Annotated in this window: 14 protein-coding genes and 1 tRNA gene; 10 read left to right on the plus strand and 5 right to left on the minus strand. The window is 40.6% G+C overall.

Annotated elements, in window-relative coordinates; all coding sequences use genetic code 11:
- Positions 1-136 precede the first annotated feature (136 nt).
- On the plus strand, positions 137-1,288 hold the full coding sequence (locus C3Y93_RS13475) for a helix-turn-helix domain-containing protein (protein ID WP_004972128.1): 1,152 nt from the start codon (positions 137-139) through the stop codon (positions 1,286-1,288).
- 37 nt (positions 1,289-1,325) lie between these two features.
- Here the strand turns inward: C3Y93_RS13475 and C3Y93_RS14485 are convergent, their stop codons facing one another.
- The gene (locus C3Y93_RS14485; RefSeq protein WP_228153768.1) at positions 1,326-3,194 is read right to left on the minus strand and encodes a hypothetical protein; all 1,869 of its coding nucleotides are present in this window, start codon (positions 3,192-3,194) and stop codon (positions 1,326-1,328) included.
- A gap of 282 nt (positions 3,195-3,476) precedes the next feature.
- Here C3Y93_RS14485 and C3Y93_RS13485 point away from each other — a divergent pair, with 282 nt between their 5' ends.
- From C3Y93_RS13485 to C3Y93_RS13495, 3 genes are all read left to right on the plus strand, one after another.
- Positions 3,477-6,581, plus strand: coding sequence for a multidrug efflux RND transporter permease subunit (locus C3Y93_RS13485; RefSeq protein ID WP_104853166.1), 3,105 nt, complete (start codon positions 3,477-3,479; stop codon positions 6,579-6,581).
- A 165-nt stretch (positions 6,582-6,746) separates the two neighbouring features.
- On the plus strand, positions 6,747-8,081 hold the full coding sequence (gene mgtE / locus C3Y93_RS13490; RefSeq protein ID WP_075175071.1) for a magnesium transporter: 1,335 nt from the start codon (positions 6,747-6,749) through the stop codon (positions 8,079-8,081).
- Between the two features lie 145 nt (positions 8,082-8,226).
- Positions 8,227-8,817, plus strand: coding sequence for a DUF4112 domain-containing protein (locus C3Y93_RS13495; RefSeq protein WP_104853167.1), 591 nt, complete (start codon positions 8,227-8,229; stop codon positions 8,815-8,817).
- A 111-nt stretch (positions 8,818-8,928) separates the two neighbouring features.
- On the opposite strand, the gene htpX is transcribed toward C3Y93_RS13495, so the two are convergent.
- Both htpX and C3Y93_RS13505 read right to left on the minus strand, forming a co-directional pair.
- Positions 8,929-9,834: a protease HtpX gene (gene htpX, locus C3Y93_RS13500; protein WP_004972117.1), complete on the minus strand. Its 906-nt coding sequence runs from the start codon at positions 9,832-9,834 to the stop codon at positions 8,929-8,931.
- A gap of 189 nt (positions 9,835-10,023) precedes the next feature.
- A complete protein-coding gene (locus tag C3Y93_RS13505; protein ID WP_104853168.1) occupies positions 10,024-10,911 on the minus strand; it encodes a lytic transglycosylase domain-containing protein in 888 nt (295 codons plus the stop codon).
- Between the two features lie 556 nt (positions 10,912-11,467).
- Between C3Y93_RS13505 and ttcA the strand changes: the two genes are divergently transcribed.
- Positions 11,468-12,388, plus strand: coding sequence for a tRNA 2-thiocytidine(32) synthetase TtcA (gene ttcA, locus C3Y93_RS13510; protein ID WP_104853169.1), 921 nt, complete (start codon positions 11,468-11,470; stop codon positions 12,386-12,388).
- Between the two features lie 236 nt (positions 12,389-12,624).
- Positions 12,625-13,008 carry an SCP2 sterol-binding domain-containing protein gene (locus C3Y93_RS13515; RefSeq protein ID WP_004972111.1) on the plus strand — a complete coding sequence of 128 codons (384 nt, stop codon included), beginning with the start codon at positions 12,625-12,627 and terminating at the stop codon, positions 13,006-13,008.
- A 134-nt stretch (positions 13,009-13,142) separates the two neighbouring features.
- On the opposite strand, the gene C3Y93_RS13520 is transcribed toward C3Y93_RS13515, so the two are convergent.
- The gene (locus tag C3Y93_RS13520; protein WP_104853170.1) at positions 13,143-14,258 is read right to left on the minus strand and encodes a transglycosylase SLT domain-containing protein; all 1,116 of its coding nucleotides are present in this window, start codon (positions 14,256-14,258) and stop codon (positions 13,143-13,145) included.
- 363 nt (positions 14,259-14,621) lie between these two features.
- Here C3Y93_RS13520 and greB point away from each other — a divergent pair, with 363 nt between their 5' ends.
- The 3 genes from greB (at position 14,622) to C3Y93_RS13535 (ending at position 16,697) form a co-directional block, all read left to right on the plus strand.
- Positions 14,622-15,119, plus strand: a complete 498-nt coding sequence (gene greB / locus C3Y93_RS13525) for a transcription elongation factor GreB (RefSeq protein WP_104853171.1) — start codon at positions 14,622-14,624, stop codon at positions 15,117-15,119.
- A gap of 86 nt (positions 15,120-15,205) precedes the next feature.
- Positions 15,206-15,295 (plus strand) — tRNA-Ser (locus C3Y93_RS13530).
- 268 nt (positions 15,296-15,563) lie between these two features.
- Positions 15,564-16,697 (plus strand): hypothetical protein, encoded by a 1,134-nt coding sequence (locus C3Y93_RS13535; RefSeq protein WP_104853172.1) that lies wholly within the window; start codon positions 15,564-15,566, stop codon positions 16,695-16,697.
- Positions 16,698-17,014: 317 nt separating this feature from the next.
- Here C3Y93_RS13535 and metH read toward each other — a convergent pair whose 3' ends face one another.
- Positions 17,015-20,704 carry a methionine synthase gene (metH, locus tag C3Y93_RS13540; RefSeq protein WP_104853173.1) on the minus strand — a complete coding sequence of 1,230 codons (3,690 nt, stop codon included), beginning with the start codon at positions 20,702-20,704 and terminating at the stop codon, positions 17,015-17,017.
- Positions 20,705-21,213: 509 nt separating this feature from the next.
- Here metH and C3Y93_RS13545 point away from each other — a divergent pair.
- Positions 21,214-22,830 (plus strand): inorganic phosphate transporter, encoded by a 1,617-nt coding sequence (locus tag C3Y93_RS13545; protein ID WP_104853174.1) that lies wholly within the window; start codon positions 21,214-21,216, stop codon positions 22,828-22,830.
- Positions 22,831-22,856 lie beyond the last annotated feature (26 nt).

Here is a 22,856-nt window from a genome sequence, read left to right on the forward strand (position 1 = left end):
TACACATTAAATGTGTAATATGTATCTAAACTCCTTTTTTTTGTGAATAAAACTCATTATTCTTTTTAGAACAATAAGAAAAACAAATGATTAAATAAATGTAATGCAGATTGGAGTAGGCATAAAGGGGATAAAAATGGATAACCGAGAACACGAAATTATAGGCAGTATTTATGATGCCGCTGTAGATGTGAATTTATGGCCGCAAGTAATTGAAAAAATTGTTCAATATACAGACAGTAAAACCGCCATTTTTACTGCCTTAGATCAATTTAGTCCAAGTTACGATTTTTTATTTAGTCACAATATTCCAGATGAAGCTTTGCATGCCTATCGTGATGAGCGGATTCGTGTGATTGACATGCAGTTACACCGAGTATTGTGGGAAAATTTAGGTGTGGGCCAAGTAGCGAGCTCGGATTTATCGCATTATGGGGAAAACCCTGAAAGTGATGAATATATCTTTTATGAACGGTGTTTGAATCCGACGGGAATTAGTTATATCTCGGCTGTTTTGCTCGATCAGGGTTCACATCGTTGGGCAGTTTTAGGATTACATCGTGCGCCAGATGTAGCGCCGTATCAACAAAAAGAGTTGGATTTTTTAAAGCATTTGGGTGTGCATTTGCGCCGTGCCTTACAAATCCATCGTCAATTTAGTTTGGTTAAACAAGAAAATTTAAGTTTGTATAGCGTGCTCGATCATTTAAAAACAGGTGTAATTTTGCTTGATCATCAGCTGAGTTTGACTTATTCAAACCCTTTAGCTCAAAGCATGCTGGAACACGATTCATGTTTAGATTTGGATTTGTATAATCGATTAAAAACCCATGCTTATGATCAAAGTCGTTTAGATCAACTATTACATTCAGCGTTGTTGGGACAGTCGGCATTAAACGCAGATGTAGGCGGTGTATTGTCTTTGTCAGATGCGAAAGGACAACAATTAATGCTGACTATCGTACCTTGTTCTAAATTAAAAAATATGCAGCATCAAAATGCAGGACAACATCAAATTGCGGTATTTCTGACCGATAAACATCAGCACTATGCCTTGTCTAAAGCCTATTTGCAGCAAGCTTATCAATTATCTAAACGTGAGTTTGAGTTGTGTGAGTTGTTGTTGAATGGTTATAAGTTAGAAGAAATTGCGGAACATTGCGGGATTACCCTCAGTTCGGTGCGCACTTATTTTAAAAATATTTATGAAAAAACCCAATGCAACTCGCAAATTGAACTTATGCATTTATTAATGGGTTGTACCATTCATTTTGAGCATATTGGTTAAAGCAGCCTAAGTCGGGCTTAAGCTGCTTCTGAGTATTTTAGTTACTACGTTGTAGGGTAAAAGTGTCTTCGCCTTGCGGATGCAAGGTTAGGCTTGTTCCTGAGATGCTATAAGTTGCATTAACTTTAGTGCTATCCGAAGTGTCATGTAATCCACCGCAACCGTTGGTGTCATATAACACTTCTGTTACGGCAAGTGTATTGGATGTTATTGAATATTTACCATATTCAATTCCTGGGTTATCGCAATCACCTTCGGTGTCTAACAAGAAATAGAATCCTGTGTCAAAGAAAGCAAACAAGTGAGTTTGATTAAATTGCCAAGTGCCAACTAGACCTGATGATTGTTTTACTTTAGTTAAAATATAGGTGCTATTACTTCCTACATCAGTCAGCACTAGATCTGTGCCATTATAACTTAGGCGGTGGTGACCATCATTGTCAGGATGTGAAAGCCCGTAGTCACCGTTTGTATCTATGGAAATTACAGGGTTCAGCGCTGAGGTTAAAGCATTCCAATTTAATTGTCCGATTTCAATACCAGGCTTCCCTGTTTCATCAGCTACATCTGCTTCACCCAGAGCATAACGTCCATCGGGTAAAATATGTAATAAAACAGCAGATGCATTGGTACGTCCAATTTCCCAAGTTCCAGCAATATCTTTATAGAATTGGCTTGCGCTACTTGTGGTAGCACCTTCTGTATTGGGTCTTGTGAGTATAAATGTACCTTCATTTGGTTCGTGGAGTGTAAGTGATGTCGAATTAACCGTGACTGGTAGACCTGAGCTTGAGTTTGCACTATTGTCAGATAAGCCTGCACAGCCATTTGTATCGATCAGGATATTATCTACGAATAACTTTCCATCTTGAACACGATATTTACCATATTCGATACCTGGTCCACCACAAGGCATTTCTCCAACTTCCACTTGATCGTCCCCAACAGCATCAACCATGATATAGGTATTATTATCTGGATTGAAAACAAATAGTTGCTTGCCTGAACTTGAGTTCCAAGCACCGGCAATGCTCGAATTGTTTTGAGGGACTTTAGTAAATGTTGCACTTTCATTAGGGTTTTGAGCTTCAGAAATTTTTAACTGCGTACCATCAAATGATATTTTCATATCACGTGTTTTTCCAGAATCAGTTAAGCCCCAATCTTCATTTGTATCAATTGAAGATTGCGCCCATAAATCTCCAGCAACAGCATTTACCGATAACTCACCGTACTCCATGCCATTCGCACTATCAGATGGTGAGCTAACAATAGGTTCGCCAATCAGGTATTTCCCGTCTGAGGTTACTTGAAGTACGATTTCTGATTCAGCATTTTTTGCGTACCAAACCCCAACGATATCTTTGAGGAGTGTTTTGTTAAAGTTAGCTTGTGCTTCTGTTGCGCTAACTACGACTTTATCTTTAAAAACTTCTATTGTTTGTAGAACAGGTTGAAAGCTTGTAATAAATTCTGTTGTTGGTTTAGAGAAGTCAATTGAGTTTGCAGGGAGTTGACTCACTGAGTCAGGGATTTGAATACCATCGTCATGATCACCCTCAGAATCTAAAGATTGTAAAAAAATAAGTAAATTTGTTCGTGTTGTTACATCATCAGCTAACTCCACAGGGGTAATACGATCAGCACCAATCACTGTGCCAATTTCAATATTTCCGATGGAGAAAGTGATTTCATCACCCTCTTGATATTCAAACTCCCCTTGAGCATTTGTACGTTTAGAGACACCATTAATTGTATAAGTTGCACCACTCACAGGCCCATCGGTCAGTACGCCAGTTTTTGTGGTGTTTGATGGTGGGGGAGCAGAACTACCAGAATCATTGTCTGAACCACCACATGCACTGAGTAAGCCTGCTAAAGTTAAGCATAATAAGGTTTTTTTCATCATGAATTCCTTGTCATCCAAATTGTTATGTCAGAAGTATAGAAATAAGATGAATCTAGGAGCTATCCCAAAATTGGGAGGTCAAATACAAAATCTGTGAGAAAAAATGAAGACCAATCAATATTTTTGTGACAAAACTAGATTTTTTGATATGCAGTCATCGAAGTTCTATTTTGCTGTGTTAATTTGAAAAACGGTTTCAAGTTTTTTTGATGATCTTCATCCACTTGATTCATTTCATATTTAAATATCAACATTGCCATCTATAAGTGATCCAGTTTTATGTTGTCTAAATTTTTTATTGAACGTCCTATTTTTGCAGGTGTGCTCGCCATTGTGGTGATGGCACTCGGGATTTTTTCAGTATTAAATTTACCTGTAGAACGCTACCCAGACATTGCACCACCTCGTATCACTGTCAGTGCAACTTATACGGGAGCTTCGGCAGAAACGGTTGAAGAAAGCGTCACACAGGTTTTAGAACAGCAAATTAAAGGCTTAGATCACTTACTGTATTTCAGTTCTAGCAGTGATTCTTCAGGACGAAGTCGCATCAGCATTAGCTTTGAAAATGGTACCAACCCCGATACCGCACAAGTCCAGGTACAAAATGCGATTAATGGCGCAATTAACCGCTTACCTGAAGATGTGCAGCGTCAGGGGGTAAATGTCTTTAAATCATTGGGTGATACCCACATGGTCATTGGGCTGTACGATGCCACAGGCAAAAGTAGCAATATTGCCTTGTCTGACTATATGATGGGGCATTTAGAGCAAGAACTGGCACGTATTGAAGGTGTAGGTGAGGTCGATGTTTTTGGTGCACAATATGCAATGCGGATTTGGCTGAATCCGTTAAAGTTAAAACAATACGCACTCATGCCAAGTGATGTACGTGCCGCAGTATTGGCACAAAATACCCAAGTCGCGGCAGGGGCAATTGGTGAATTACCCACAGCACAAGAACAATATCTCAATGCCAAAGTCACCTCAGGTTCACGCTTAAAAACGGTAGAAGAATTTGAAAATATTATTTTAAAAGCAGATCAGGCTGGCAGCTTTGTTTATTTAAAAGATGTGGCACGTATTGAACTCGGTGCAGAAAATTATCAAAGTTTTAATACCATTAATGGTTTTCCATCGGCAGGGATGGGGGTTTCCTTATCGTCTGGTGCCAATGCGCTACAAACTTCGGCCTTAATTCAAAAACAAATTGAGCATTTAAAACAGCAATTGCCCGAGGGTTACAAAATTGTCTATCCTCGAGATAACACGCCATTCGTACAGGAATCGATTAAAGAAGTGGTGAAAACTTTAATTGAAGCGGTGATTTTAGTTGTCATCGTGATGTTCTTGTTTTTACAAAACTGGCGCGCGACGCTCATTCCTACCGTAACCGTGCCTGTGGTGATTTTAGGCACTATGGCCGTGTTGCAACTCTTTGGGATGAGTATTAACACGCTGACATTATTCGCTTTGGTCTTAGCCATTGGTTTATTGGTGGATGATGCGATTGTCGTGGTGGAAAACGTCGAGCGTTTAATGCACGAACAGCAGCTCTCGGCTAAACAGGCATCTATCGCATCTATGCAGGAAATTAGCGGTGCTTTGGTCGGCATTACCTTGGTTTTGACCGCAGTATTTATTCCAATGGCATTTTTTGGTGGTTCGACTGGAGTAATTTATCGCCAGTTTTCTATCACCTTAGTGACTGCGATGGCGCTGTCTTTAGGTGTGGCCTTAATTTTAACGCCTGCTTTGTGTGCTTTGATTTTAAAACCCAATTCACAACCTGCTCAATGGGCCATCTGGTTTAATCAAAAACTGGAAAGCTTAAAACAACACTATCTCAAATTATCAGGCTGGATGATTCAGCATAAAGCGATTTGTCTGGTTATTTTTGCAGGCTTACTGACGGTTTTTGCTTTGTTTTACCGTGCCCTACCTACCAGTTTTATTCCTAATGAAGATCAGGGCATGTTGTCGGTGCAATTTAAATTACAGGAAGGTGCGCCGTTGTCTAAAAGTCGTGAAGTGGGCGAAAGCATACGCGAATACTTTATGCAGCATGAAGCCCATAATGTCGATTTGGTGATGATTCGTTATGGACGTAATTTTTCAGGAACAGGGCAGAATTTAGGTCAGGGTTTTATTGCGCTAAAACATTGGGATGAGCGTCAAGGGCAGCAACATACTGCACAAGCCATTCGTGAACGTGCCATGCAGCATTTTCGACAGCATCCCAATGCACAAATTACCATTGGCATGCCCGCAGCAGTTCGTGGTTTGGGGCAAACCGATGGCTTAGAGTTCTGGATGCGCGATGTGAATGGTACAGGACGCGATTTTTTAATTCAGCAATTTCAAAATTTACAGCAGCAAGCCGCTCAATATCAAAGCTTTAAAAATTTAGATCAACGTGCCAATCCTGAAAAAGCGGAGTTAAACGTCACGATTGATCAGAAACAGGCGATGGCAGCAGGTTTAAATCAAACGGCTATTAACAGTACCTTAGCGGCAGCTTGGGGCGGTAGTTATATCAACGACTTTATTGACCGTGGTCGAATTAAACGTGTGATTATGCAGGGTGATGCCGAATTTCGTGGTAAACCTGAAGATTTGAATCAATGGTCGGTACGCAGTCAGCAAAATCAAATGGTACCTTTTAGCCAGTTTGCTCAACTCAGTTGGAGCGGTGGGCCAGAAGTCGTCAATCGTTTTATGGGGTATAGCGCCGTGCAAATGGAAGCCGATACTGCCGAAGGATATAGCTCAGGGCAGGCGATGCGTGATTTAGAACAGATGGTGGCACAGCAGCAGGGCATTGACTTGGCATGGAGTGGGTTGTCTTTTGAAGAAAATCAGTCTAGCAATCAGGCTTTGTTACTGTATTTGGTTTCCATCGGGTTTATTTTCTTGTGCCTTGCGGCCTTGTATGAAAGTTGGAGTATTCCAACAGCGGTCATGAGTGCCATTCCTTTAGGGATTGGTGGAAATATTATTTTCAGCTATTTGGCAGGTTTCCCGAACGATATTTATTTCCAAATTGCCTTGCTCACCACCATTGGTTTGTCATGTAAAAATGCCATCTTAATTGTGGAGTTTGCTTCGGCTGCGCAGCAACAAGGCAAACAGGTGATTCAAGCCGCTTTAGAAGGTGCAAGCTTACGGCTCAGACCTATTTTAATGACCTCATTGGCATTTGGTGCAGGTATTTTGCCGCTAGTATTTGCCTTTGGTGCAGGTGCAGCAAGCCGTCAGGAAATTGGGGTGAGTGTTTTAGGTGGAGTTATTTTTGGCACAATTTTAGTGCTTGTTTTTATTCCGTTTATGTATGTGCTGGTTCGTTCTATATTTCAAGTGAATCGTTCATCACCCATAAACTAAAGATGTTTTTTATTAGGCACTTAGCAAAATTATAGGCTATGATATGAAACGCTAAAAATCTTGCATAAATCTACAGATTTTCGGTTTTTTAAGGGTTGGTTTGGGCCGAGACACTGCGCCCATTCTTCATTTTACGTTTTTGGAATGATGGAGTGGGTGAGAGCAATGACCAATCTGCACGCTGAACAGTTAGAACAAGCCTTACAATTGCATCAGCCAAGCACAGTACACAGCCTGATCGACAGTATCAATCCTGCCGATTTAGCCGACTTAATGCAGTATTTAAGCCTGAAAGCACAGCTGAGTTTAATTGAACAAATTGACAGTGCTGCCTTGGTGATGGAATTTTTACCACTGCATTCACAACTTCAAATTGCCGAAGCGATTGCACCGCAGCAATTGGTCAAACTGATTTCAGCCATGCATTCAGATGACCGCACCGACTTATTTAAGTTACTTTCTCCGCATTTACAGCGTTTTGTCAGCTTACACATTACGGAAGAAAAACGCGCACAGATTCAGACTTTAGCGCGCTATCCTGAAGAATCTGCGGGCGCGATTATGAGTTCGGATTTCGTGGTGCTCTCGCCAGAACTGAACATGCAGCAAGCTATAGATGAATTGCGCAGAATGACCACAGATCGGGAAACTTTGTACCTGATTTATATTGTCGATGAACTAATGAAACTATTGGGGGTTATTTCTTTAAGGGAAATTATTCAAAACCCGCCTGAACAAAAAATTAAAAATGTGATGTGCACCGATTTGGTCACAGGTTTGGTGACTGAAGATCAGGAAAGTATCGCGCAAAAACTCAGCCATTATGATTTTTTGGCCTTACCGATTGTAGATGATGCACAGCATTTACTGGGGATTGTCACCTATGATGATGCGATGGACGTGGTACAGGCAGAAACTACAGAAGACTTTTTAAAATCCAGTGCGGTAGCGTCTTCACCTGGCATGAGTATAAAAACTGCGCCAATTTTATTTTTATATCGCAAACGTGTGTTTTGGTTGGTGATTTTGGTATTTGGCAGTTTATTGTCTGGAATTGGCATTGCGCATTATGAAGACATTATTGCAGCACATATTGTACTGGTTTTTTTCTTGCCGCTTTTGGTCGGTAGTGGTGGTAATGCGGGTTCTCAGTCTGCGACCTTAATGGTACGGGCACTGGCTACAGGTGATGTGCAATTTAAAGATTGGCTGCATTTACTCGGACGTGAAAGTTTGGTGGCGCTATGTTTGGGTGGAACGATGGCTTTTGCGGTTTCAATTTTAGGCTATTACCGTGGTGATATGATGGTGTCTGTGGTATTGGCACTGAGTATGCTGGGCATTGTGCTGATGGGCTGTTTAATTGGCATGAGTTTGCCTTTTATTTTGCATCGCCTGAAACTAGACCCTGCCAGTGCCTCTGCGCCTTTGGTAACCTCGATTTGTGATGCAACGGGCGTGGTGGTGTACTTATTTATTGCTTCACAGTTGTTACTTTAAACACTGTCGGTGATGATGACTTATTCAAGACCTCATCTTAAACTTTTTGCATTGATCAAAATTCTGTTTATAAAATCATAACAGACCTGAGTAAAAAACTGCTTTATTCTCAAGTAGATTGCATTTACCCAACGATACGTTTTCTATGCCAGAACCTGCATCTTCAAAAAAACTTAGCCAGCAAGAGGTGATTCGCTTAGAGCGCGATTTAGCCAAGTTTGCCAATATGATGGATTCTGTGGTGCGTATTCCATTTACCAAGCAGGGCGTGGGAGCAGATGCCGCATTAGGCACTGTACCTGTCGCGGGGGATGTCGCAGGTTTTGCACTGACCTGTTATGCGATTTATAAAGCCAAACAAATTGGTGTACCGCAAACTAAACTCACCCCAGTGATTAAACTTGCTGTGGTAGATGCAGTAGTTGGTTTTGTACCCATTGTCGGTACAGTATTTGATGTATTTATTCGTCCAAGCCGTAAAGCTTTAGATGTAGTGCATACGCATATCCGTGAAGAATATCAGATTCACAGTGAGCATCATGTGGTACATCCTTTTTTACATGAGCGATTGGAACGTAAACAGCAGCAGTCAGCATTTTGGCGTAATCCTGTAGTGGCATGGCTGTGGCTACATTTGCCTGATTTGCTTGGTGTGATTTTTCTTATTTTCTTTATTTGGGCAGCATGGCTCGGTGCAAGTTGGTTGTGGCACTGGTCACAAAGTTTTGCTGTTTAAATGAACCTGTTTTAAGTACAAAACCATCTGGCAGATCTAATTTACAGACATGAAAAAAGCTTCCCTGAGGAAGCTTTTTGGTGTCGCTGTTACAATATCTTGCTAGCAGTATTAAGGTAAATTTAATTGCTGTAAAGCTGCAACACGTTGTTCAATGCTTGGGTGAGTTTGGAATAACGCTGCCAAGCTAAAACCTTCTTCTTTACCTGCAGAAATCGCAAAAGCTTTCATTTCTTTTGGCATTGCATCTGGCATTTCAGATTCTGCTTGTAAGCGTAATAATGCAGAAATCATGGCTTGTTTACCTGCCAAACGTGCACCTGCTTCATCGGCACGGTATTCACGTTGACGCGAGAACCACATCACGATTGAAGAGGCCAAAATACCAAATACGATATCCAGTACAATGGTAATTGCAAAATAAGCCAAGCCTGGTGCTTCGCCATCTTCACGACCAAATACGTTACGGTCAATGAAGTCACCTGCAACACGGGCAAAGAACATGACGAATGCGTTGACCACACCTTGAATCAGTGCCAAGGTCACCATGTCACCATTGGCAACGTGACCAATTTCGTGTGCCAAAACTGCACGTAATTCATCTTTGTTCATACGCTCAAGCAGCCCTGTAGATACAGCGACTAAAGCATCGTTTTTATTCCAACCTGTTGCAAAAGCATTCGATTGGTAAGAAGGGAAAATACCCACTTCTGGCATTTTGATACCAGCACGTTGCGACAATTGCGCAACTTCATTTAATAACCACGCTTCAGCTTGGTTACGAGGGGCATTCGGGTCAATTAATTCAGTCCCAGTTGTTTTTTTCGCCATCCATTTAGACATGAATAGTGAAATTAAAGAGCCAACCATACCAAAGACAAAACAGATGACCAACAGGTTGCCTAGGTTTAAGCCACCCGCGCCATGGTAACTACCGACACCGAAGAGTGACAAAATTATGCCAGCTACAACCAGTACCGCGAGGTTGGTTAGCAAGAACAAACCAATCCGCATCATTGAGTAAATCCTCTTATATTAAAAATGTAATCTGATTTATTAATAAACCATGCCGTAAATATGCGGTGTATGTATTAAAAATTCAAGAAAAAATAATAAAACTGTACTAAAAATATTTTGCGCTGATACTGCAATTGGCATTTCAAAAAGGCTTGCGTTGCCGCAAGCTCAAATGAAGTGCTGCAGCTTTTATTCTGAAATAAAAATACGTGCCGAAGCCGTGGCATTCCCTGTCGCGTATGAACCTGCAGGTGCATCGGTAAAGCGACCATCGGCGGCCATAATAATTTGACGTTGTGGGCGTTTGTTTGCCGCCACTTGATGACTACTGGCAGTGTAATTGTCTGACTGCGCAATCACTTGTGCATTTTGACTCTGAGTATTGCTATTGTTATTTGCCGTAATCGCATTGTTATTAGCACTTGCACTAACACCGTTGGCATACAGGTTGCTATAACGACTGGTCACACGACGTACATAGTCCTGAGTTTCACGAAAAGGTGGTACACCGCCGTATTTTGCAACATTGCCTTCGCCCGCGTTATAACCCGCCAAAGCTAAAGTGGTGTTGCCATTAAAGCGTTTGAGTAACCAAGCCAAGTATTTTGCACCCGCCATAATGTTTTCATGCGGGTCATAAGCATTGCTAACATTAAAACGTCGTGCTGTCGCAGGCATGAGCTGCATTAAACCTTGCGCACCGACAGGCGAGCGGGCGTTGACATTAAACCCCGATTCAGTATGCATTACCGCTTTAATTAGACCTTCTGAAACACCGTGTTGCTGTGCTGCCTGCTGAATAATATGGTCAAAGGCATTTTTATTGCGGCTATAACTTGGCAATACCGATGCTTCGGAATTGCCCCAGTTGCGATAACTGTGAATATTGCTGTCTGGATAATAGGTGACTTTTACTTTTGTCAGCGAACGATCTGCACTTTTACGGTTGGTCAGCAAGGTACTGCCATTGCTGTCCTTATACATATAAATTTGACCTGCGTGCGTTGTCGTTGCCAAAGGCATGATGCTGGCAGTCCCCAAAATATACAGTAAAAAGGCATTAATTTTATTGTTCATGCTGTGAATACACTAAAAGCTGTCCCCAAACAGTTAATAGGAGTTTAACAAAAATCACACAGATGAAAAGGCTTTGTACAAATTCATTTACAGTAGTGTCGAAAAAAATCAAGCTTAATTGCTGACAGAGTAATCAAAAAAAATATTTATTTTTTTTTAATTGGATCAGCTTGACACACTTAAGTGTATGATTTTAAATTAAAATAAAATCGATCAAAAAGTAATCAATTTAAAGAGAAGCCTTAGAATAACGGCAAGAGGCGTTGTCAAGTTGTTTTAAATCCACAAAGTTATCCACAGCTTTTGTGGAAAACTGTGGAAAAGTCCAAAAGATAAGCATCTTGGCGAAAAAGTGAACCTGAGGGTTCAAACTTGCCGCAGAAAAAACGATCTGCGCAGACAAAAATAAAGTGTGCAAACAGAAATGAACGCGCAGTCAGAAATTAAGTTCTCTGACGAAAAGGAAGATTGCGATGAAATTACATTCTTTTGATGCGGGATTGGTCTGAATCGGCTAAAATTGCGCGGTAATTTTTTTCATGGGTTAATCGCGTCTATGTTCTCACCAGTTGAGTCCGATCAAGGCTTTAATTTCAAACCAGAACTTCCAACCAGCTCTGCGTATTATCGTTTGTTGAAAAAGCTGCGTCGTCAAGTCGGGCATGCGATTCGTGACTTCAACATGATTGAAGATGGCGATAAAGTCATGGTGTGTATTTCTGGCGGGAAAGACAGTTATACCTTGCTGGACATTATGTTGCAGTTTAAACGTATTGCGCCAATCAACTTTGATGTGGTGGCAGTCAACCTAGACCAAAAGCAACCTGGTTTCCCTGAAGATGTATTACCGCGTTATTTAGAAGAAAATAACATTCCGTATTATATTTTGGAAAAAGACACCTATAGCATCACCAAGCGTTTAACCCCTGAAGGAAAAACCTATTGTGCGGTATGTTCACGTTTGCGCCGTGGTTCGCTCTATGGCTTTGCACAGGAAATTGGTGCAACCAAAGTGGCGCTTGGGCATCACCGTGATGATATTTTGGCGACTTTTTTCTTGAACTTGTTCCATGGGGGCAGTTTAAAGGCGATGCCGCCGAAGCTACTTTCTTCAGACAAGAAAAATATGTTGATTCGTCCACTGGCTTATGTGGAAGAAAAAGACATCATCAAATATGCAGAAATGCGCAAATTCCCAATTATTCCGTGTAACTTGTGTGGTTCACAGGAAAACTTACAGCGTGCGATTATTAACGACATGCTGCGTGAGTGGGATAAAGCCCATCCTAAGCGTTTACACAGTATTTTTGGTGCTTTGCAGAATGTATCGCCATCACAATTGGCAGACCGAGAATTATTTGACTTTGAAGCTTTAGATAGCCAGCGTGTATTTGATTTTGCAGATCAGGCTGAACAAAATGCTGCTGAGCAGAACAAGCGCATCAATATGGTCAATTTAGGCTACGCTGCAGACTAAGTTTAAATAGTGCGTCAATCCTAGATTCAACATGAACCCCAAGCTTCGGCTTGGTGTTTTTTTATGCTATTGATTTATTTGATAAAGTATTAAATATACAAAAACTGAACGTCCCGTACAAAATTTCTTAGCCTTTATTCAGGTTATCATGCTATAACAATCAGCAAGCAAAATAGCTTAATAATGATGGTGTCTGGATAGACAACACACATGCACAAATATATTGAGGAAGAATCATGCCTGCTTTTTTAACTGATGATTGGTTTGCGACTGTAGAAAACTTAACGGCTCAAGCTGGTGATTTAAATTTACCTCCTGCATTGGCAAATCTAGCAATTAACTTAGTGGTGACTGATGCTGCAGGCAACACCGAGTTGTCTTTAGATGGCGGTAAAATCCAAAAAGGTTTGGCGGACAACGCGAAAACAACATTAAATATGGATGCGGAAACCTTACGCAAAGTATTCTTAGAATTTGATATGGCTGCTGCAATGCAGGCTTTCATGACAGGTAAAATCAAAGTACAGGGTGATATGTCACAATTAATGGCATTGCAAACTGCAAAACCAAGCCAAGAACAAAAAGATTTGTTTAAGAAGATTCTTGAGCAATCTGCTTAATTAAAGTCATTTCTGCTGTAGTGGGTATTTATTGCCGCTACAGCATTAAAAAAGCCTAGCTGACGTATCAACTAGGCTTTTTTATTTGGGCTATAAATAAGAAGCGACAAAATCAAATTTGCGATTTAAGAGACTTAGATGTTAACCAATTGTGGTGTGGTCTTAATATGCTCTAAATAAGCACGAATACGGGTCACGTATTGCACCGCTTGACGATAACGACCATTGCTGGCTTTGTTACGGTCTAAATAAGCATATAAGTTCACCCAGTTATTTGGGTTTTTACCTTGCGCACGAATACGCTTCTGAATCTGACTGACTGCGCCTGGGCCCATGTTATAAGCCACTAGTGCGTACCAGTTACGATCAGGAAATGGAATATGCTCATAACGGCTCAGCATTTGGTCATAATACTTAGCACCACCCTGAATACTTTGTGCAGGATCGGTACGGTTGCTTACGCCCATCGCTTTGGCTGTATTATTGGTCAGCATCATAATACCGCGCACACCTGTTGGCGAAACCGAGTTGGGTTTGAGGTAAGATTCCTGATAACCAATTGCCGCCAAAAGATGCCAGTCTAAATCGTACTGCGTGGCAGTCTTTTTAAAGTTGGCCTTATATAAAGGTAAACGATTACGCAAATCCCGCTGGATCACATCCCACGATTCTTGTTTGACCACATTACGATTATAAAATGAAGCCAATTGGGTAATTGAGCCGTTTTGCTTGCCACGACAAACAAAGTTGCTTGCGGTTTGGCTAAGAGGATCATCTGCGTGTTTAAACACCCAGTTCAGCTCACTATTTAAACCATTACGCTTTAAAGTATTTAAATCGCCACAACTGGCAGAAAATGCCGTGAGTTGCTGCTTTTCGATGCTTTGGATACTCGACGTGGTCATGGCAAAGTTCGCTTTACCAGAAGACACCCATTTTAAAGCGGTCGCATTGTCGCTTACCGTTTTAAATTCGAGTTTCACATTCATGCTGTCGGCATAGTTACGCACAAGGTCATAACCAAAGCCATGTAAATGTTGTCCATCTTTAAACACTGTGGTTGGATTTTCCACAGACACAACGGTCAATTTGTTCTGATTGACGACGCTGTCAAATTGATGAACGGCTTTGCCTGCGTTAATACTGTGGAATGGGAGAAGAACAGTACTGAAAGCGAGGACTTTGAATGGGAGGCGATTAAAAAATGAGTGAAGGCTAAGCCTAGACCCAGACGTTGAACTACTGTGCATGTTGGCTCCGCTACAAGTAATTTATGCCCTAAAAAGCAAAGGCAACACACCTTAAACTTTTTCAAGTTTGATAAATTCAATAAGGGTTGGGCAGTCATGACGTCATTCAAAATGACTTGGGATTAAAGGGAAAATGTGTAAAATTTATACACAGGTTAAAAAGTGATCAAAACTAAAAGATGTGCGAATAATAAAGATGAAAATTTTGGATGTCAAATTTTGTACATAAATTTTTTGAAAAATGTAACATAAGGTATTCATTTCATTGAGAAATAAATTTTATAAATTTTTATTGTGTATAAAAATGCAATAAAATATAGGATTGATGTTAACCAAATGTAAAAAACCGGCTGCAAAAACACCATGAAATCTAACTTAATTACACGTTCTGGACACGATAAACTCGTGGCAGAGTTACAGCATTTGTGGCATGAAGAACGCCCTGAAATCACCAAAAAAGTAAACTGGGCGGCAAGTCTCGGCGATCGCTCTGAAAACGCAGATTACCAATATAACAAACAGCTTTTGCGTAAAATTGACCGTCGGGTACGTTATTTGGGCAAGCGTTTGGAAGAGTTGCGCATTGTCGATTTTGCACCTGAACAAGAGGGTAAAGTATATTTTGGCGCATGGGTCGAAATTGAAAATGAACAAGGCGAGCTAAAGACCTTGAGAATTGTGGGCGTGGATGAAATTTATGATCATCATCCACAACATATTTCGATTGATTCACCTATGGCTAGAGCTTTGTTGTCTAAACAGGTAGATGATGAGGTGGAAGTGCAGACGCCGTTAGGCAAAAAGAGCTGGTTTATTAATTCGATACGCTATGAAAAGCCTGAAATTGCAGAAAATGACTGATTTTTGATTTTATTTTGAACATTTGGATCATAATTTTTAGAAAATATTTGCCAAGCTGAATTTTTCTTTATATGATAGCCGCCATTGGAAGCGTGGCAGAGCGGTTTAATGCACCGGTCTTGAAAACCGACGAGGGTGTGAGTCCTCCGTGAGTTCGAATCTCACCGCTTCCGCCAAATTTAAAAAGACCCTTGATTTTCAAGGGTCTTTTTTTTGAGCTAAAGTTTTCTAGTTTTAATTACTATAATATGAGCTTGACTTTCCCAATAATTATAATATTTGTGTAGATAATTTTGATTAGGTCTAAAAAAGACTAGGTTTTTGTTAGAATCTCAACTTGGAAAATTAATGATTTTTAGATTAATAATTAATCAATAAGCGAACTTTAAAATGGTATAGATATATGAAATACAATAAAATAATAAAAAACATTTATTTTTACTTATGACCTTCTCAAAAAAAGATGTAACTCGCGCAGGCGAAGCTTTAATTAATGATAGTTTATTAGATGACCGCCAATTGCTAGAACGTACTATGCAAATACTAACATATTGGAGAGATAGTCATATTCAGCCTTTGAATGAAGCACACAATTTATTAAATCGCTTTATCTATCGAATTGATAAGAAAGCATTTACTGCTAAAAGATTAAAACGATTTGAGTCAATTAAGAAAAAACTTAAACGTTTTGATGGCATGCAACTCAAAAATATGCAGGATATAGGTGGTATAAGAGTAGTTGTTGAAAATTTAAAACAAGTAAATGCTATTTTTAAAGTTTTAGCAAATGAACATTGTTTTTATAATGATGGAAAATTTATAAAAATGGACAACTACATACTTAACCCCAAAAATGATGGGTATAGATGCATACACATAGTTGGTAAGTTTAACAATAAGTTAAATGAAGAAAGAAAAATTGAATTTCAAATTCGTACTAAACTTCAGCATAGTTGGGCAACAACATTAGAAATTGTTGATATTTTTACAGGGCAAGATCTAAAAAGTAATGATGGTCTTTATGATTATAAAAAATTTTTTAAAGATGTAAGTGATCAATTTCAAATTATTGAAAATTTGAAAGGTTTTCTTGAGAATGATAAAGGTCAGTTAACAAAAGAATATTTAACTAAAGTTGTTCAGACCCAACACCTTATAAATCAATGTATTGATATAAAAAATTTTATGGATCGCTCTGTAGGTGGAATCACTATAGAAAACCATTTAAAAACCTATTGTGTTACTTTAAATGATTTGAATACTGTATTGACTGCAAAAAACAGCAGGGATGGATTTATACTAATTCGACTTAATGTGCAGACAAGAAAGATTGAACATGAATTTTTTGCAAACTCAGAGCAAACATTGGCTTCTCAAAGATATAGTCAATATGAGCAATTATTATCAAAAGATGAAAAATGGATAGTTGCACTTCTTTCAACGAATGCTATTGGGGGATTAAAAGAAGCTTATCCAAACTATTTTGCCGATTCAGAGATTTTTTTATCTTATATCGGTTTGATTAAAATTGCAGCAGTTCTTGGTGGTGCAAAGAAAGTCACTTCAATAGCTGTTTAGGAGTAAGCTATAACCTCTACTGATGATTGTTGATGAATAGTAATTACTCTCCATTCATCATAAGACAAAATAGGCGGAAAAGCGGCTACTAACAACTAAATAGTAGTCGCTTTGTTCTTTCTATGGGTTTCGTTTAGCTGAATACCTTTCCCATAGAGGTGAGAAAACACCTTTAACAGTCAAATTACTCAACAAATTTAGATTAAGTAACGAACTGCCCATAAAACAAAAAACCAGTGAATTTTACAATTCACTGGCTTTTGAAATGACATTATATAGCGCATGGGCAGATGAACCACCCATGCAGCGCAATGCACTTAATTAATCGAATCATCCAAGTTTGGAGCTAACCAACGCTTCGCTTCATCTAAACTCCAGCCTTTACGCTGTGCATAATCTTCAAGCTGATCTAACGAGATTTTACCCGCGTTAAAGTACTCAGAAGCAGGGTTGGCATAGTAGAAGCCGCTCACAGATGAAGGCGGCCACATTGCAAAGCTGCTCGTAAGCTGTGTGCCAATCTTTTCAGTCGAACCTAACCAGTTAAACAGTGTGGCTTTTTCAGAGTGCTCAGGGCACGCAGGATAGCCCGGTGCAGGACGAATCCCTACATATTTCTCTTTAATCAGCTCTTCATTGCTTAGCTGCTCATTCGGCTGATAGCCCCAGAATTCTTTACGAATACGCTCATGCAAATGCTCTGCAAATGCTTCTGCAAAACGGTCACCCAAAGACTGCACCAAAATGGCAGAATAGTCATCGCCTTTGGCTTTAAACTCATTGGCCATTTCTTCCGCACCAAAAATCGACACGGTAAAGCCGCCCAAGTAATCTTGCCCTTGCTCTGTAGTTGCGACAAAGTCTGCCAAAGACAAGTTTGGTTTACCTGTGACTTTGTCTGACTGTTGACGAATATGATGGAAGGTATGCGTTACTTGATTACGTGCTGCATCATATACTTGTACTGAATCTGCCGCAGAACGGTTGGCAGGGTAAATCCCAAAGACTGCACGTGCATCAAAGCGATTATTTGCAATAATATCTTTGAGCATGGCTTGCGCTTGATTATATAAGTCGGTTGCAGCTTCGCCCACCACTTCATCTTCCAGAATTTTCGGGAATTTGCCCGCCAAACTCCAAGAAATAAAGAATGGTGTCCAGTCAAAGTATGGCAACAAGGTTTCAAGCGGGTAATTGGTCAGCACTTGTGTACCAATTAATTTTGGTACTGCAGGCGTGTAGTTGTCCCAATCAATTTTTAAACCATTGTCGATGGCTTCTGCATACGACAATTTCGCAGCTTTTGGTTGCTTATTGGCAATACGTTCACGAATTTTAGCGTATTCCGCACGATGCTCTGCAACAAAAGCAGGTTTCATTTCAGGGGAGAGTAAGGTTGTCGCAACACCAACGGCACGCGAAGCATCGGCAACATAAATCACTGCATCATTTGAGAACTGTGGATCAATTTTAACTGCAGTATGTGCTTTAGATGTAGTTGCGCCACCAATCAACAATGGAATGTTAAAGCCTTTACGCTGCATTTCTTTGGCAACAAAAACCATTTCATCTAAAGATGGGGTAATCAGACCAGACAAGCCAATGATATCGACTTTTTCATCAATAGCCGTTTGCAAGATTTTTTCTGCAGGTACCATCACACCGAGATCGACAATATCGTAACCATTACAGCCTAACACCACGCCCACAATGTTTTTACCAATGTCGTGAACGTCACCTTTTACCGTTGCCATCAAAACTTTACCTTTAGACTGACCTTCGGTTTTTTCAGCTTCAATGTACGGGTTGAGCCATGCAACGGCTTGTTTCATCACACGGGCAGATTTCACAACTTGAGGCAGGAACATTTTACCTGCACCAAACAAGTCACCCACAACGTTCATGCCGTCCATTAATGGGCCTTCAATTACATCTAAAGGACGTTTGGCTTTTAGGCGTGCTTCTTCGGTATCTTCATTAATGAAGGTGGTGATCCCTTTGACTAAGGCATATTCAAGACGTTTTTCGACAGATTCATTACGCCATTCTAAGTTTTCTTCGGCTTTTTGTGCGCCTGCCTGACCACGATATTTTTCGGCCACTTCCAGCAGCTTTTCTGTAGCGTCCTGACCAGTTTCACCTTGGTTTTGGTTCAAAATAACGGCTTCAACCGCATCTTTCAGTTCTTTTGGAATGTCATCGTAAATGGCCAACTGACCTGCGTTGACAATCCCCATGGTCATGCCTTGCTGAATTGCATGATAGAGGAATACAGCGTGAATGGCTTCACGTACAGGTTCGTTACCACGGAAAGAGAAGGATACGTTCGACACACCACCCGAAATCATGGCGTGTGGCAAGTTTTGTTTAATCCAGCCTGTGGCTTCAATGAAATCAACAGCGTAGTTGTTGTGTTCTTCAATACCTGTCGCAACTGCAAACACGTTCGGGTCAAAAATAATGTCTTCGGCAGGGAAGCCAACATCATTGACCAACACATCATAAGAGCGTTTACAAATTTCACGTTTACGTGCTGCAGTGTCGGCTTGTCCGACTTCGTCAAAGGCCATAACAATAACTGCTGCGCCGTATTGGCGGCAGAGGCGGGCTTTTTCGACAAACTCATCATATCCTTCTTTTAAGGAAATAGAGTTGACGATGGCTTTACCTTGTACACATTTCAAGCCTGCTTCAATGATTTCCCATTTTGAGGAGTCAATCATGATGGGTACGCGAGAAATATCAGGCTCAGAGGCTACCAAGTTCAAAAAGTGCACCATTGCACCTTCTGAATCGAGCATGCCTTCATCCATGTTGATGTCGATGATTTGCGCACCGCTTTCTACCTGTTGACGTGCAACATCTAAGGCTTCGGCAAAGTTTTCTTCACGAATTAAACGCAGGAATTTTTTAGAACCTGTAACGTTGGTACGTTCGCCCACGTTTACAAATAAAGAATCATCATAAATGTTAAATGGTTCTAAACCACTTAAACGGCAAGCAGGTTTAATCTCTGGAATTTTACGTGGTGGAATATCTTTTACCGCATTGTAAATCGCGCGAATGTGTTCAGGCGTTGTACCACAGCAACCGCCTGTAATATTGATCAAGCCACTTTCAGCAAACTCTTTGAGGAAAGCTGCAGTTTCTTCAGGCGTTTCGTCATAGCCACCAAATGCGTTGGGTAAGCCTGCGTTCGGGTGCGCAGAAACAAATACATCGGCAACGTCTGAAACGGTTTTGACGTGTGGACGCATGGCATCTGCACCCAAGGCACAGTTAAAACCAATAGAAAGTAAATCGCCATGACGTACCGAGTTCCAGAACGCTTCTGCAGTTTGACCCGTTAATGTACGTCCTGAAGCATCGGTAATGGTACCTGAAATCATTAACGGCAATTCACGCCCGAGCTGTTTAAACACTTCTTTCACTGCAAAAATCGCGGCTTTACAGTTTAAGGTATCAAATACAGTTTCAATGAGCAGGATATCTGCACCCCCTTCAATTAAGGCAAGCGCAGCTTCAATATAGTTTTCTTTGAGCGCATCAAATGTAATGTTACGAAATGCAGGGTCGTTTACATTCGGTGAAATTGAACAGGTACGTGATGTTGGCCCAAGTACACCTGCCACAAAACGTGGTTTGTCTGGCGTTGAATATTTTTCGCAGGCTGCTTTGGCTAAACGGGCTGCTTCACGGTTAATTTCTGGAACCAAATCTTCCATGTGATAGTCAGACATGGAAACGCGCGTGCCGTTAAAGCTATTGGTTTCGATAATGTCTGCGCCCGCATCTAAGTAGGCTTCGTGAATACCCTGAATAATGTGCGGTTGGGTCAGTACCAATAAATCATTGTTGCCTTTGAGGTCATGTGCCCAATCTGCAAAACGCTCACCACGATAATCGGCTTCTTCCAATTGATGGCGTTGAATCATAGTACCCATGGCACCATCGATAATTAAAATTCTTTGGGCAAGAAGCGCTTTCAGGGTGGTAAGCGTGGACATAAAAAAACCTTTATGACTGAATCCGAAATGAGCGCTATTTTAGCAGAGTTCGCAAGGCTTTCGTGCACTTGACGCGAGCAGAGCGAGTGGAAGTCGTAAAAATAGTGCATAAAGCGGTATTTTTAGAATTTTGATGGGGAGTGTACTGTAGGTTTTGATCCCAAATAAAAGCAGTGATGATACTTATGCTAATTTTAATTTTCTTTGATGCGTCATCGCTTTGTCATATTGCTCAGGCAAAATTGGCTCAATCTGAAATTTGTCTGAACTTTTAGACAAATATGACAACCGTGTAATAAATCTAAATTTGAGAGAATGGCATAAGGAAAGTAGGTTTATTTATTCTAAGTGTTTAAATTTAAATATTTATTTTATTTTTATGCACCTAAAACACAGCTTAAAGTGTGAAAATAAAGTATGAAAGTTGCTTTATATAGCAGCTCTTTGTCATATAATTGTCACAATTTAATTGAACAATAAGGGGATTTTAAATCCTCTTTTCTGCTTGCATGAATTCTAAACCAACTCCTGTAGATTCAGCGCACAAGTCGACCACTAAATCGACCAATGTTCATGTGCCTACACCGAAATTTTTTATGCCGGTGTTTTTAACGATCATCGTTTCTACCCTTATTTATATTGGTTTCCAATTGTCTGCGGACTTATCCCACGTACCTGCCTTGAGCATGTACTCGGTGATTTTATTGGCAACTGCTTTATTCATTGCCTTAGGCTTTGAATTTGTGAATGGTTTCCACGACACAGCCAACGCTGTAGCAACGGTCATTTATACCAATGCCTTGTCTGCACCTGTGGCAGTAATGTGGGCGGGTTTCTGTAACTTCCTTGGGGTGATGGTCGCCAGTGGTGCAGTTGCCTACGGTATTATTGCTTTGCTTCCAGTCGAACTGATTATGAATGTCGGTTCAGGTGCAGGTTTTGCCATGGTGTTTGCCATGTTGATTGCCGCAATTGTCTGGAACTTAGGAACGTGGTTCTTTGGTATTCCTGCGTCAAGTTCACACACTTTAATCGGTTCGATTTTAGGTGTGGGGATTATGAACTACTTGCTTAACTCAGGTGCAGGCGCTAGTGGCGTAGACATGGAACAAGTCATGAAAGTGGGCAAGGCTTTATTGTTCTCGCCACTGATTGGTTTTGCCTTTGCTGCGATTTTGTTCTTCTTGGTGAAAAAAATCTTCAAGAAACAAATGGAGTTGTTCCAGCCACCTGAAGGCAATAAGCCACCACCACCACTGATTCGTGCCATTCTAATTTTTACTTGTACTGGGGTAAGTTTTGCGCATGGTTCAAACGATGGTCAAAAGGGCATGGGTTTAATCATGTTGATTTTGATCGGGATTGTGCCGTTGGCGTACTCGTTAAATAAAGAGTTAGACCAAAACCACATTCAATCGTTCCAACAGCTTTCAACGCAAACAGCTGATGTGATTTATGCACAACATGTCGATATGCCAGATGAAAAAGCACGTCAGGTCATCACTAGCTATATTCAGACCAAAGAAATTACCCCTGAAGTCGTGCCTGCTTTGGCAAGCTTAACTGACCATTTGGGTGAGCGTGTGGGTCAATATGGCAACTTGAAAGATGTGCCTGAAGCTGAAGTAGCAGAAATGCGTAATGATATGTATTTAAGCACGACTTCATTCAAGCGTTTAGACAAAGCCAATGCCTTGCCTGAAATGTCGGAAGAACAGAAAAAAGTGGTTAAAAGCTACCGCAGCCATTTAGATTCATTCTTACAATACATTCCAACTTGGGTCAAAGTTGCCGTTGCCTTAGCACTAGGCTTGGGTACGATGGTCGGCTGGAAACGTATTGTGGTGACTGTTGGTGAACGTATCGGTAAGCAGCACATGACTTATGGTCAAGGTATGTCTGCCGAGCTTGTGGCAATGTCAACTATTGCTGCTGCAGATGGTTTGGGGATGCCAGTTTCAACTACACACGTACTGAACAGTGCGGTGGCAGGTACCATGGTGGCAAATAAATCGGGTCTGAATTTCCAAATGGTGCGTACAATTCTTTCGGCTTGGATTTTCACTTTACCTGCGACAATTTGTTTATCGGGTAGCTTGTTCTGGTTGTTCTTAAAAGTGTTTTAATCCATTCTCAACTTTTTTGAGTGGTT

The sequence above is a fragment of the Acinetobacter sp. SWBY1 genome, assembly GCF_002946595.1.
In the GTDB taxonomy this organism is placed as follows: Bacteria; Pseudomonadota; Gammaproteobacteria; order Pseudomonadales; family Moraxellaceae; genus Acinetobacter; species Acinetobacter towneri.